This is a genomic window from Okeania sp. SIO2B3, assembly GCF_010672525.1.
Lineage (GTDB): Bacteria > Cyanobacteriota > Cyanobacteriia > Cyanobacteriales > Microcoleaceae > Okeania.
Genome location: NZ_JAAHGH010000047.1, coordinates 1 through 14,448, shown reverse-complemented (window position 1 = coordinate 14,448; position 14,448 = coordinate 1). Strand labels below are relative to the sequence as shown.

11 protein-coding genes are annotated in these 14,448 nt (G+C 35.9%); 7 read left to right on the top strand and 4 right to left on the bottom strand.

All coding sequences use genetic code 11. The annotated features are described in order from the left end of the window. Positions 1–31: 31 nt before the first annotated feature. Positions 32–832, bottom strand: coding sequence for a DUF1838 family protein (locus F6K15_RS23855; RefSeq protein ID WP_293065233.1), 801 nt, complete (start codon positions 830–832; stop codon positions 32–34). A 411-nt stretch (positions 833–1,243) separates the two neighbouring features. Here F6K15_RS23855 and F6K15_RS23850 point away from each other — a divergent pair, with 411 nt between their 5' ends. Further along, positions 1,244–2,059 (top strand): DUF1838 domain-containing protein, encoded by an 816-nt coding sequence (locus F6K15_RS23850; protein WP_293065230.1) that lies wholly within the window; start codon positions 1,244–1,246, stop codon positions 2,057–2,059. A gap of 114 nt (positions 2,060–2,173) precedes the next feature. Beyond that, on the top strand, positions 2,174–2,848 hold the full coding sequence (locus F6K15_RS23845; RefSeq protein WP_293065227.1) for a response regulator transcription factor: 675 nt from the start codon (positions 2,174–2,176) through the stop codon (positions 2,846–2,848). Positions 2,849–4,486: 1,638 nt separating this feature from the next. On the opposite strand, the gene F6K15_RS23840 is transcribed toward F6K15_RS23845, so the two are convergent. Both F6K15_RS23840 and F6K15_RS23835 read right to left on the bottom strand, forming a co-directional pair. Beyond that, positions 4,487–5,815: a diguanylate cyclase domain-containing protein gene (locus F6K15_RS23840; RefSeq protein WP_293065224.1), complete on the bottom strand. Its 1,329-nt coding sequence runs from the start codon at positions 5,813–5,815 to the stop codon at positions 4,487–4,489. A gap of 811 nt (positions 5,816–6,626) precedes the next feature. Then, on the bottom strand, positions 6,627–7,859 hold the full coding sequence (locus F6K15_RS23835; protein ID WP_293065221.1) for a transposase: 1,233 nt from the start codon (positions 7,857–7,859) through the stop codon (positions 6,627–6,629). Positions 7,860–8,048: 189 nt separating this feature from the next. Here F6K15_RS23835 and F6K15_RS23830 point away from each other — a divergent pair, with 189 nt between their 5' ends. Then, positions 8,049–10,274 (top strand): FdhF/YdeP family oxidoreductase, encoded by a 2,226-nt coding sequence (locus tag F6K15_RS23830; protein ID WP_293065218.1) that lies wholly within the window; start codon positions 8,049–8,051, stop codon positions 10,272–10,274. Positions 10,275–10,830: 556 nt separating this feature from the next. After that, the gene (locus F6K15_RS23825; protein ID WP_293065282.1) at positions 10,831–11,130 is read left to right on the top strand and encodes a DUF4277 domain-containing protein; all 300 of its coding nucleotides are present in this window, start codon (positions 10,831–10,833) and stop codon (positions 11,128–11,130) included. Positions 11,131–12,606: 1,476 nt separating this feature from the next. Here F6K15_RS23825 and F6K15_RS23820 read toward each other — a convergent pair. Continuing rightward, complete coding sequence (locus F6K15_RS23820) at positions 12,607–13,050, bottom strand: hypothetical protein (protein ID WP_293065215.1); 444 nt, start codon at positions 13,048–13,050, stop codon at positions 12,607–12,609. 224 nt (positions 13,051–13,274) lie between these two features. Between F6K15_RS23820 and F6K15_RS23815 the strand changes: the two genes are divergently transcribed. The 3 genes from F6K15_RS23815 to F6K15_RS23805 form a co-directional block, all read left to right on the top strand. Beyond that, a complete protein-coding gene (locus F6K15_RS23815; RefSeq protein WP_293065212.1) occupies positions 13,275–13,535 on the top strand; it encodes a hypothetical protein in 261 nt (86 codons plus the stop codon). Between the two features lie 11 nt (positions 13,536–13,546). Beyond that, positions 13,547–14,083 carry a hypothetical protein gene (locus tag F6K15_RS23810; protein ID WP_293065209.1) on the top strand — a complete coding sequence of 179 codons (537 nt, stop codon included), beginning with the start codon at positions 13,547–13,549 and terminating at the stop codon, positions 14,081–14,083. Then, positions 14,070–14,448 (top strand): hypothetical protein (locus F6K15_RS23805; RefSeq protein ID WP_293065207.1); only part of this gene is annotated, 379 nt, incomplete at its 3' end. The genes F6K15_RS23810 and F6K15_RS23805, both read left to right, overlap by 14 nt.

Genomic DNA, 14,448 nt, shown 5'->3' with positions numbered 1-14,448 from the left:
TATAGCAATAATGCATGGGAATTGGTATAATTTAAGTAGTTTCTGGAATTGGAAATTTTTCCCCTCTTAAATAAGCATCAAAATACTTCTTAAAATACAAAATACTTGTCACATTTGGTTCATCACTTTCATCAGGAGCAAACTCATAAATTGGCAATGTTTCTCTCACCAACTTGACTAAATTAGGATGAAGTTCTTCAAAAGATTCTACCTGAGAAATAGTAGTTTCAAATCTTAATCGAGCTGGATGACCATAACCCAATTTCATCCAAGGCATCCACGGGCAATCTCTTGCCCACTCAGAAGGAGGTATTTCTGTTACCCCTGGTCGAGCCACACTAGAGGTAAAATATTCTACTCCTTTAAATTTTTCTCCAGGGCAATAATCTCGATATTTACTTTCTTTTGCCAAAGGATGAGGATATTCTAAAGGAATTTCTATAACTTTTTTCACATATCCAGAATTCTCAGGAATTACAATTTTTTTGGGTGAGACAAAACCCTGTACCATCCGGTTAGCAATATGTACGACAGGAACTTCTTTGACTCCTTCTCTAGGTCGCCAATAGTGCAATACTTCTTGAGTAGATGGGTCGCAAAATAAACATATTTCTCGATTAATTCTATGTCCGGCTTCCCCATATTCTGGATGTGGTTTAAGAAATACTTTTGTTGCATTCATCCCAATAATAGAAAACAACTTTTCTTGAGGTTTTCCAGGTGATTCTATCCACCAAACTTCTCCACCCCAATTATAGTAAAGTTGTTTACCATGATTATCTCTATAAAAATTTAAGTTATCAAATTCATAATCATTAAAATATTCACCCATTATTAACTCCAGCTTTCTATAAGTTATTTTTGTAGTAATTGATAATTACGTAAGCATTTAGCTATCAGCTATCAGCTATCAGCTATGAGTTATGAACTTACTATTAAACCGAAGGAGGAATTAGTCTCCAAAAAGAATTAAAACTTATAAATAAAAAGGTTATTAGCTAACTTTAGTAAGTTATTAGGTTCAAAAACTGTCTGCGTAGCATTCCGCAGAAAAAGCTGAATGCCTACATAATTGCTGATTGACTATTTAGTAATTAAAATTAGCTCTGAATTATAATTTTCTCTTTCACATATAAAGTATGTCTAAAAAGTTAGACGAAAAAACACAAAAATCAAGCTGATAACTGATAACTGACTGCTAATTGCTATATTATTATAGACAAAAAATTATATCAGCAAACGAATGGTCAATCTTACCAAAAAACTACTTGAAGCAAAAGACTGGGTTAAAGTGCGTGCTAGTACCGACGCTCAACAATCTTTTCTGACTTGGCAGGGTTCGGTTTATGCCTTTATTCCTGGGGAACCAAAACAGCATTTGTTCCAAATAGTAGGGATGAGTGTGGCCAGATGTATTCCGAGGTCGGAGGGAGGTTGGGATTTTACTTCCAGGGAACTAACCTTTTATCTTGACCCCGAAACAGGGGAAAAGTTGGATATTTGGAAAAATCCCTGGACGGATGAAGTTTTGCCTGTAGTTCATGTGGCCAATAATCCAGTACAGGGGTTGTTCAAAAGACCAATGCCTGCATTAGTTGATGAGGAGTTGACTACTTATAAGTTTGACCTATTTTCTAGTTATCCTAATCCCCTCGCCGATGATCCAAAGTTTGCTGAATATAGTCCTCAACCTCTTTATCAAGCTAGTGAATTGTTTAAGTTGACAGTACCCACGGCAGATTTACAAAATCCTGACACAACTTCCGTATCTAAGGTAATGTTGGCATGGGATAGAATAGGTCCTTGGGTGCCGTGGATGAAAATGGGCGATCGCTCTGGTAATCTAATTTATAGTGCTTGGGGTGGGAAGGTGGCTGGTGTTGCAGAATTACCCCAGTTAATTCAAGATGAAATGAATACTCGCGTTCCGTTGTTTAAAAATGCAGCTAAATCTCTTTTGGATAAGGATGATGTGACTTCTTGGATTTATTTTAAGCAAAATTTTGATGCCTATTTGAAAGGAGAAAAGTTTCCAATTCCGGTACAGGAAGTTGAGTAAAGTTTATCCGTCAAATCCTTCTTTGGAATCTTCTATAACTCCAGAAAATTATGTTGAACGAGTGAAGGTATTTCCTATAGTAGAATAAATAGAAGTGTTTAGATTAAAAAACAAATGTCATCTCACATTTTGGTAGTTGAAGATGAGGCAAAACTAGCTCAATTTATCGAGCTAGAACTTAAATATGAAGGTTATCAAGTAACGGTGGCTAATGATGGGTTCGCCGGCATAACAATGGCACGAGAAATTAAGCCAGATTTGATAATTCTTGACTGGATGTTACCTGGTCTATCGGGGTTAGAATTATGTCGTCGTTTGCGAACTACTGGCGATAAAGTACCAATTATTCTATTAACAGCTAAGGATGATGTGAGCGATCGCGTAGCTGGTTTAGATGCAGGGGCGGATGATTATGTATTAAAGCCTTTTAGTGTGGAAGAATTATTAGCTAGAGTTAGGGCACATCTCAGACGTACTCAAGAACCTAATCCCGATTTATTAATGTTTGAAGACCTGAGTTTAAATAGAAGTACCAGGGAAGTTTATCGGGATAATAGAGCAATTGAATTAACAGCAAAAGAATTTGATTTATTGGAATATTTAATGGCTCATCCTCGACAAGTTTTGACAAGAGATAGAATTTTAGAAACTGTTTGGGGTTATGATTTTATGGGCGATTCAAATATTATTGAAGTTTATATTCGTTACTTACGTTTGAAGTTAGAATCTAATGAAGAAAAAAGGTTAATTCAAACTGTGCGAGGAGTGGGTTATGTTTTGCGGGAATAATTTAGAAATAAGGAAAAATATTATCTGGATAAATGTTTTTCCCGCTATTAATTATTACATAGTTAAACTATTCCTTACCGAATAATTAATAATTAGGGCTTGCTGATTAAATATCAAAGTATTGACATATTAAAGAGTTTAGCCTTTTTGGAGTCTTGAAAAAGTGCCTTATCACGTCTAAAACGCTCATGCTAGGAGCGTATTTTAGGCGCATAGTTGGGCAGAAAAATCCCAAATTGACAATTGTTATATCATGTCCGGTAGCATCGGTCTTGTATAGAGAAGGAAGAAGCTTTAAGAAAAGGAAAAATTTTACTTATATGGCGGTAGATATTTCCCCAACTTTTACACGGGAATATACCAACGGACATGATATTACTCCTACTTCCTCGCTCATTCCCCGTTCCTCCTGTCTTCCCCTCCACGGTCGCGCCCCGCGGGTGGGTTGTCTCCAGTATAGCTGTCTCCTACCCCTACTAAAACACTAGTGAAGCGCAAACCCTAATTATTAATTAAATAATTCAGCTTTATTCGCTTCCCCTTTCAAGGGGAAAAAAGCGGTCGTTTGCTTCGCAACGCTGACGCGAAACGCGACAGCGGAACGGAGTTCTATCTTGGCAGCTTCTCGTAGGGTGGGATGGCGAGGTCTCGCCATCCCACCCTACCAAGAGAAGAAATAATATTTCCTGATATTCAATTCCGTAACGGTTTTAACCAGAGGTAATTATCCATTATCCATTAATGAATATATTGGTGCATTTCTTTTCTCGCCTTTTCTGTTATAGCTTCCTCTAAGCACTGACTTCTATTAGGGAGCGATCGCATATACTCATCAATATCCTGTGGAACTCTTACAGATAACAGCAGATTCCACTTTTGTCCAGTACACTAATTGCGGGCATCTTGCCCGCACTACAAAAACCGGTTTATGATACAAATTTGGATGCGTAAGTCCTGATGATATTATTATCTAACTATCAGAAATTTTCCTCACTTCCTCAACAGTTAAAGTAAGAATTTGTGCTACTTGTTCCACACTCATTCCCGTTGCTAATAATTACAGTTATCGCACTTTCTACTTCCATGCAATGCAGACATAAAATGCCTACTTATCTCCAGATAATTCCAACTCTCATCCTTTCTTCCTACTGACTCCTGACTCCTGATATCATGTCCGGTAGCATAGGTATTGTATAGCTAAGGTAAGGAAGAAGGAAGAGGGAATAAGTAGGAATGCTTAAGAGCAAGAAAAAAACTTACAGCACTTTTGAGGAAGCGTGAGGTACAGCTATAAGACTATTTATTCCTATATTCCCTGTTGCCTGTTGCCTGTTGCCTGTTGCCTAGAGCAATAAAACTTTGTACCTCATCAACTAGAAAACTGCTGTAAATTTCCAGATATTCACCCTTGGGTTTACACAAACGCGCCCCAACGGACATGATATGATTCCTGACTTCCCCTCCTAGGAGGGGTTAGGAGTTAGGGGTGGGTTGACTCCTCCTTACTTAACCAATCTATAACTGTTTAACCAGATTTGATATAAGATATGGAACCATTAGAGTAGCTTTTCAGATTACAGAACTGCCAAAAAAACCCTTAACTGAACTGTATTGATTTATATTTGAATTTAAGCAAAACTATTCTTGCTTCTCATTCCAAATAATAAACCGATCTCTTCCTTCTTCTTTAGCTTGGTATAATCCTCTATCTGCACACTTAATCAATTGTTCAGGATAACTTTGCTCCTTAGGAATAGTACTTGCAATTCCCATACTGAGGGTGACATAGGAGTTATTCAAAGAGGTTTTGTGAGGTATCTTCAGAGAATGAATACCATCCATAATTATAGTTGCGACTCTACTTGCTTCAAAACTATTTACTCCTGGTAAAACAATTACAAACTCTTCCCCACCATACCTCGCAGCAAATTCTCCACAACGCTTAACACTACTATCCAAAACTTGGGCAACAGCACAAAGACAATTATCTCCTGCTACATGACCGTAGGTATCATTGTATTTCTTGAAATAATCAACATCACAAAGAATCAACGATAAGGGTCGTTGTTGTTGTTGCATTCGTCGCCACTCTTGCTGAAGAAGTATATTAAACTGACGCCTATTTATCAGTTGGGTCAACCCATCAATGGCAGCTAAATGATTGAGAACTGCTGTTCTTTCCAAAACTTTCTGTTCTAGCTCTTGATTAATTTTACGAAAGCGTCCAATAACTAAAATTAAACCTGAAATTGCTAGACTAATAATAGTCATCAAGACAGTATAAATTACCTTTAATCCATCTTCAGCTATCAGGATAACATTATCAATAGGCTGAGTAATTTCTACGATACCACGCACTTGTCCAACTTTCCAGTTTTTTCTAGGACTACTTCGCAGTGTATTATGACAAGCTACACAACTTGGCTCCATGAGGACAGCTTCTGTGTAGCGAAACGAGAGGCGATCGCCAAATTGCTGTTTTCGATAAAACGAAGCTTTTGGATGCTTTTTCAGGTAAATTAGTGCATCCCGTTCAAACTTATCTTGAGGTCCTCCTGTTAATTGTCGATTAGGAAATGGATATTCGCTATAAAGTCTAAACAACAGACCTTCTGATTCATCACTGAGCCGCTCCCCAAGTTCGATAGTATAGGTAGCAGGATTAGGAATACCTCCTTTTACAGTATGATATTCAGGTATGGCCAGGATACCATCCATTGACTTTACCCGATCAACAACATTCTTGCTGTACAGTACTCTAGCTTCATTCAAGGTTTTGACAGCTACTTTTGCATAGTGCATTGCTTGAGAATCTACTAAATTAATCGATAGGTAGTAGGTTCCTACTAAAGCTATACTAAAACCCAAACAGATTAAAGTGACAAGAATGATAATCACACGCATATAAAGCACTTGATACAGTCGTTTGCAAAGCTTTAATAATTTCCATCTTATGGCTGTTATCATTTATGTGATATTAATCAAGTCAAATATAGCAAAGAAATAGTTGGTTAGGAGAATATTAAAAGGTCGTTTCAGTTATCAGTTGTCAAACTAAATGTTTAATAGATAATAGGGAATAAAAAAATATCCTATATCCCTTTCCCTGCCATTATAGCAAATTCATATATAGGTAGTTACATATTAAATTTGTGATTTATTCCTATAATAAAAAATCATCAATTCCATAAATTATAAAAATCAAACATTTTTCCTATTTTTTGGTCGTGTTTTTATTAAAATAATTTGGCCTAATACCAATCCCTAAAAGTAACGTTATACTTAGGTAAGGCTTCAGTTATTAATTAATCAAAACAGTTATAATCACCTTTTTGCTAAAAATAGTCTAGTTAATGTTAATTATTCTTACTTTTTACTTCTCCCCTACTCCCCTGCTCAACAAAATGTAGAAAAGCTTTTGATAAATGCTATAAAACCCCGCCTTTTAAGGCGAAATATTTTTGGAGAGTTGCTAAAATCCCCGTTACAGAAAAATTCAGGTATAAAGCCTCTCCATTCATGGAGAAATAAAGAAAAAAAATCTTTTGATCCAATCCTCTTATTTATAATAAGAGGTAATTATAAATTCTTAATTATAAATTATTGAAAAAAATAACTTCTGTACGTCGCCCTACCGACAGCTCCCCTATCTGACTTCTGATTTTGTTAATTCCCTGTTCCCTGTTTTCTGAAAATGTCTATTGATAACAATATTAAGGTGATATTAATTTCTCTTCAAAAATAACATAACCGCTCAACTAAACTTACTCAAACTTACTCAAAGGTCTGAAAGTATAGTCATTCGTAGTGGGTCAAGCACTACAGGGTTAAACGGCAAACCCTTTATTCCTTGGTCCAAGACATCAGGAATTACTTTTTTAATTATATTAAATGACCCATTTACATCTGCATTTAATAATTTATTTTCCCTGGTTTTATACAGTCCTCTTGTTACTCTTTTTCCGCTAAATGTCGGTTTTTGTTCTCCATATTTAGGTAAATCATCTCCATCTAAACAGCTTGATTGAGATGTATAAGATTCTTCTGTAACTATTACTTTTATTCCTCTTAGTTGGGCTTTATACGTTAACATCTCTATTAACCTATAGTGAGGGATATTCACAAATTGTTGATTGTTCTTTTTCCCTAATTTTATCTCTTGTTTCCAAGTCTGATTATGTCCAATAATTAAGGTTCCTATTTCATGCTTGATACACCAATCTATTACCCTTTTACTTGCTGTATGGAGATAGTTTTCTACTCGACAATTTCGTTTGTGAGTTAATTTTTTTAACCGATGAGAGTTAGTTTGATTGTGGCTATTTAATTGAGATTGTAAATAAGAGCGTTGTTTATTATAAAAGGTGTTAATTGCTTTTAATGGTCTGCCTTTAATCAAGAGAGGTGTAGTTCCTGTTTGATTTGTAGTTACAGCTATTAAGTTATTTACTCCTAAATCTACTCCTGCTATTTGTTGATTTTCTGTTGTTGACTCCGATTTTTCATAGACTATTTCTATTATGTAACAGCTACTTTTGGGGATAATTCTGGTTTCTATTATTTCTGTCTGTGAAGTTTGGATTTTTATTTCACTCATTGACAGATGACAAATTCCTTTTTTTAAGGTTTTTTTGTATATTGATTCATGAGGATAGGGCAGAATATTTCGGCCTTTTATTTTATGTTTATATTTGGGGATTTTTGGTTTCCCTAAAAATTTATTTGACTGTTTTTGCCACTCTCTTAAAGCTGCAAAATAACTACTCCAAGCTGAATCTAATCTTCTGATTATTTGCTTACTTACTTTGGTAGGTAAAGCTTGATAATCGTCACTTTTAGATACCTGGTGATAAAGTTGATTAAAGCTTAGTTTCTTTTTGTTTTCAAAGAAATATTGGCGATAATGGTAATTGGCTAAATTGAACAGATTTTTTGACAAAAAAGCCTTGTGGTCTATTTCTGACCACAAATAATGTGATTTGGTAATAACATGACGTTCAACTAGCTTCATATCCTAATTGTAGCTGATAACGACTCAATGAATAGACAACTGAGCAAAATTACTCATTTTAGTTTGATAGCTATAATTATGAGTAAGTTTGATGAACTTTTAGATAAGTTTTTGCTTTCTGTATTTACCCCTAAAAATTTACCCGATAATTATTGTGCAATAAAAATTGTTATATGAGCTAAATAAATTATGTTACCTAAGCCAAATAAAATCTGGAACCCGGAAATTTGGGCAAGTTGGAAACCCTTCGGTATTGGCGAACAATACCCCAATAACTACTGGGAATTAATACGCGCAACAATTGAAAATCTCGACCAACTCCCCTACGCTTGGGAAATTCTCAATAAAGGAGTCTGCGATGGGTGCTCCCTCGGTACTACTGGGATGAAAGATTGGACTCTCGATGGCTTTCACTTATGTAATGTCCGCCTCCGACTATTGCGCCTTAATACCATGGCCGCTTTTAACCCAGAAATACTAGCAGATGTTTCTCAACTACAAAATAAAAGTAGTGCAGAATTACGAGAAATGGGACGACTACCTTACCCCATGCGTCGTGACAAAGGGGACAAAGGGTTTCGGCGAATTAGTTGGGATGAAGCTTTACAAGTAATTAGCGATCGCCTCAAAAATACTCATCCAGACCGTCTGGGTTTCTACCTTACCAGTCGCGGCACTGTGAATGAAACTTATTATGTGGCCCAAAAAGCTGCACGGGCCATGGGCACTAATAACATTGATAATGCGGCCCGCATTTGTCATTCTCCTAGTACCGGGGCGCTCAAAACTACTATTGGTGCTGCTGCTACTACTTGTTCTTACAAAGACTGGATAGGTACAGATTTATTAGTATTTATTGGTTCTAACGTAGCAAATAATCAACCTGTTACTGTTAAATATTTACACTGGGCGAAAAAAGCAGGTACAAAAATTGTAGTTATTAACACTTACCGGGAACCAGGAATGGAACGTTATTGGGTACCGTCTATTCCTGAAAGTGCTTTATTTGGTACTAAGTTTGCCGAAGATTTCTTTTTAGTTAATGTTAATGGCGATTTGGCTTTCCTGAATGGCACTATTAAACATCTCATTGCTAATGATTGGATAGATGAATTTTTTATCGATAATTATACGAATCAATTTGAAGAATTAAAAGCTTCATTGGATACTCAATCTTGGGAAGAGTTAGAACGCTTTTCTGGAAGCACCCGCGACGAAATGTATGCCTTTGCCAAAATGGTAAAAGAAGCAGAAAAAGCAGTATTTGTTTGGAGTATGGGTATTACTCAACATGAGTGTGGGGAAGATAATGTCAGAGCTATTATTAATTTAGCTTTAACTAAAGGTTTTGTAGGTAGAGAAGGCTGTGGTTTAATGCCAATTCGGGGACATTCTGGGGTGCAAGGTGGAGCAGAAATGGGATGCTATTCTACGGTGTTTCCTGGAGGGAGAAAGATTAACCAAGAAAATGCAGAAGTTATGAGTAATTTTTGGGGTTTTTCTGTGCCTAATTCTCCTGGTTTAATTGCTTCGGAAATGATCGATAATGCTGCGGAAGGAAAGTTAGATGTTTTGTTTTCTGTAGGGGGAAATTTTTTAGAAGTTTTGCCAGATCCAGATTATGTAGAAGCTGCTATAAAAAGATTACCTTTGCGAATACATCAGGATATTGTTTGTTCTAATCAAATGTTGCTTGAACCGGGAGAAACGGTAATATTGTTACCTGCGACAACTCGTTATGAAATTCCGGGAGGAGTAACAGAAACAACTACAGAAAGAAGGGTGATTTTTAGTCCGGAAATTCCAGGACCGAGAATTGGAGAAGCTCGCCCGGAATGGAAAGTTTTTATGGATTTGGCAAAGTTAGTACGTCCTGATTTAGCAAATAAATTAGAGTTTAAAAATACTTCAGAAATTCGTCAGGAAATTGCTTTAGTAATTCCGCAATATTCGGGAATTCAGCATTTAAAGGAACCAGGGGATAATTTTCAATATGGTGGTTCTCATTTATGTTTTGGTTGGAATTTTCCTACACCGGATAGTAAGGCTAATTTTTCAATACTTTCTTCATCTCAAGAAGAGTTAAAAGAGGGATATTTTTTAGTGGCGACTCGTAGAGGCAAACAATTTAATAGTATGGTGCAGTCAAAGAAGGATGCTATTACTGGAGCTATGCGAGAAGCAGTTTTAATTAATCCTATTGATGCAGAAAATTTGAGTTTAAAAGATGGGGATAAAGTACTGTTGAAAAATGATTTGGGTGATTTTCAAGGAAGAGTTTATTTAGCTCCGATGAAACCAGGTAATTTACAAGTACATTGGCCGGAAGGGAATGTGTTATTAGATAAAGGTAAACGTTCTGTTGAAGGTGTGCCTGATTATAATGCTTTGGTCTGTTTAAAAAAGTTAGATTAGGTTGAAGTTTTGAGAATATTCAGTAAATTTGAGTTTAAAAAATTGGGATAAGGTACTGTTGCAAAATGATTTGGGTGAGTTTCAAGGAAGAGTTTATTTAGGGTTTGCTGAATAAATCTAAAAGTATTTACAGATAAAGGTAAGTGCCTTTTTGGAGTCTAAAAAAGTCCCTGGTATCATGTATAAAACCCTCAAAAAGTTAATATTTTAGGCGCATAGTTGGGCAGGAAAATCATTCTTACAAAACTTAACTCCTACCTCCCCTAAGTACCCATTTATCCTGTCTCCTGTCTCCTGTCTCCTACCCTCACCCATAACCCACATTCCGCACTTCAAAATGTAGTACAAAAATACCGTAAGAAAGCGATGTAGCTGCCGCTAGGCCCCGCCAACGCAATTAATTAAGTATTAATACTGGTATCATCAGAAAATTGAAAAAGATTTTTAGTAAAAATACTGAGGTACATCAAGAACAATGTATGAGAGTTTTTATGTAAAAATTACTCCGAAAGTTGGAAAAGGTAAAAACAAGAAAAATGGAGCGTGGAAATCAAAAATGCCCGACCACTTGGGGCTAGTGGCTGGAATAATTGATGAAATAGGAATAGTTGATAAAATTAATGAATTAATAGAAGAGAAAAAGACGGAGAAAGTCAGTGCAGGTAAAGTAGTAAAAGCAATGATTTTAAATGGTATCACAGATAGACCAACTTTACGATGGATATTTCAGTGTTTTCAATCGGTTCACGTCTTCTATCTTCAGGAGGTTAAACAAATATCTAATTTAACTAATGAACGATTACATTTACTTAAGTTTTTTCCCCAATCTTGTCAGGATTATTATCTCCTTATTTAAGGGCAAATTTAGTTTTTCTCGCACTGGAAAATTTTTAATAGATAGGTCTTTTCTTCCAAGAGTCAAATTTTACATAAAATTTTGGCTTCGAGGGATTTTTATTGGCTATTTGCCAACTGTTTTTTCTAATGTATCCGAATCGCGCCAATTTTTCTTGACTTTCAGTATTAATACTTAATTAATTGCGTTGGCGGAGCCTAGCGGCAGCTATATCGCTTTCTTACGGTATTTTTGTACTACATTTTGAAGTGCGGAATGTGGGCCATAAGACTTTTTCAGCAAACCCTATTTAGCTCCGATGAAACCAGGTAATTTACCGAATAATTAAGGTTTAAAGCATCTCGTTTCAAGGAGAAACAAGAAAAATTTTTCCAAAGTTAGATTAGTTTGAAGTTTTGAGAATATTCAGTAGGTGAAAAGGTGGAAAATTTTTGATTCAAAGAGGTTACTGATTTTTGAGTAATACCAAATCTCATTTATTCTTGCTACATCTTTTTGAAAGTAGGGAGTGGGAAAAAAAGAATATAGTTTCTCCCATTCTGAGTATTGTTTAAATAAGCTTTCATTTAATAAGGGCAGTCAAAAGACTTGATAGGAGATATCCCTTAGACGAAAAATATAAATTCTGACCTAATAAATGGTATCAAAACTATTAATTTTGACTCGGTATTCCTGACTCCTAAGAAATAACTGCATCACAATTTAATTGAATAATAAAGGTTTAAAGCTTCTACGCGTCAAAGAGAAAAAAAATCTTTTAATAAATTCTCTTCTTTTAAGGATAGGTGATTTTTAATTATCATATCAAGTCTAATTAATTAGGCATAATAAAAATGCTCTTCTCGATTCTCTTGAGAATCTTTCAAATTTTCCCCTACTCCCTACTCCCTCATAAATTTTATACCAATTCCCAAAAGTCTTGCTATACTTTGGGAAGACTTCAGTTGTCAATTAATCAGTACAAGCAAAATCACTTTTTTGCTAATTTAAGCTAAATTAATGTTAATTATTATTATGTTTGCTTCTCCCCCACTCTCCCACTCTCCTACTTCCCCTCCTGGGAGGGGTTAGGGGTGGGTTCCCTGCTCAACAAAATGTAGAAAAGCTTTTGATAAATGGTATTATTTGTAGGTATTCAAAGACACATGATATTGATTGTTAATTTGAGAATAAATCTCTATAGAAACTTTCCTGCTAAATAGAGTTAATGTACGAGAATTTCAAGGTATTTATAAACAGGCGATCGCTACTATCAGATATCTCCAAAAATCAAAAATAAAAGCAATTATTATCTATAAATTGTCAATTATTTATCCCTGTTCCTTCTTTTCTGGAATTGATTCATCAAAACCTGTTTTTTCGTCAATTTAACCACTGTAAAGATTCCACAATTTTCTTAGCTTCACTCTGGGAGGAAAAGGAGACAAAATTATACTTATCTCCTAAACCTTCCGGGACAATTGTAGCGATCGCCTTTTAACTACAATTGGCCTTTTTAAGCATTGGCCATAATCTTCTAAGAGCTAAAGAAATAACTTTAAAGGCAATTAAAGTTTTGAATCCTTGAGCTTTTTGAGATGTTCCAGTACTTGGTAAGTCTACATTAACTCCAGACTGAGCAGCTAAAATCAGAGCATCTTTGCTTTGAACTGTGGCTAACTTAACAGCCTTAATTTGTAAAAGTGCCGGACTGTTAGGAGCTTCAGCCATTGAGTTTTCAATTTTCGCGATCGCTTCAATTTGCTGATCAAAGTATTTAGTAATGGCCTGAACCTTCCCCAAATTTCCATCACTAGAATATTTAGCCAGCAACTCATCATACTTAGCTCCTAACTCCTTCAACGCACAAGAAAAACCAATATTTCCTCCCGTGACCAAACTAAAGAAAAAGCCTGGTAGACCTAGAGGTGCAAAAAACACAATTCCTGCTAGTGGCTGGATAGACCATAGGAAAGCAAAGGATGGCTCAGATACTATTTATTATTGCCACCATACCTGCAAATGGACGACTTACCCCAAAGATTATATTGCATTAGAGACGCTAGTCTTGGTCGCGTCACATTTCAAGAATTTTATTAGACTTGATAATAATCATGGGTAAAGGTGGAGCAGGCAAAAAAGGGAAAAAGTAGCAAGGGAAAGGATTGTCTAAAAATTTTGAGATTGACACTCAAGGTGGCGAAGTTACCCTTGGATGGGAAAAGGCGGGAATTGGAGCCTCTGTTGTCTTCGGTGCTGATGGCATAAAAATTTCTCTGGGAATTGGAATTGCAGCAGTAGAATTAGACTTAGGAGAGCTTAATAATTCCAAAGTTATAGCAATGTGCGCTGGCATATTTACAAATTGCAGGAGGTGTCCAATAGCTAAAAGCCTTATATTATCAGCAATTTATTCCCCCAGATGAGCTGTTGCCTGTTGCCTGTTGTCTGCGCACAGCGCTATAGCTATGCTTTTGATTTGTATGAAATTGAAGGTGCGCGCGATGGGTGTAGTGTGGTATTGACTTACAAGATAGCCGGACAAGTTACTCATACAGAAGTCAGAAAAATTCCTGACTGCGAAGAAGAGAAAGAGCAAAAGAAAGAGCAGAAGAAATTACCGCCCAAAGGTGAAAAACCATCTGAGAAGAAAGGTTCTGTAGCAGCTAGTTTGCCAGGCGAACTATGGGATGAAGGATATTGGTTGTTAACTATGGAAGTAAACCAAACAAATGGAGGATGCGGGCTTAAAGGGTTATATTTTGGGTCGAGAAGAGAAGAGTATGCTTCTTACTCAGGTCAAATAACAAGTATTGAAAGGGACAAGGAATCCGCAACAGTCAGTTATAATCTTTATTGGTTGGAGGAAGAGTATTATCAGCCAAGGTCTGGTTATCCAGAAATGGTCATAAAATCAGGTGACCCGTGGATAAGAGAAGTGTCTAACACTATTACTGTAGGTGTCTTCGATTAAAAAACTGCAAGATATAGTTGTTGACAAAAGATTAATTCCTGATCATTTAAAAATAGGAAGTAGGAAGTTTTATAGTGAGGATTTCTGGAAAAGCTTATCTTCAGAAAACATAGATTTCTTATTTAAGAATTGGGCAGAAATGCTTAATTACTACTGTCAAGAATACCCTAGTATTGTGCTATTACCTCTGGCTGCTCATTACTATGACAAAGCATTAGACATTCCTAATAAAACAATAAAATTGTTAGAGCAGTTTGAAAGAGTAGTAAACTTATCTCCTCTAAATGATGCCAAAGGAGATGATTATATAGACAAGTTTGGGCATTTATCTGAAACAGCTTGGACAGGAATAGAATCTAACGTAT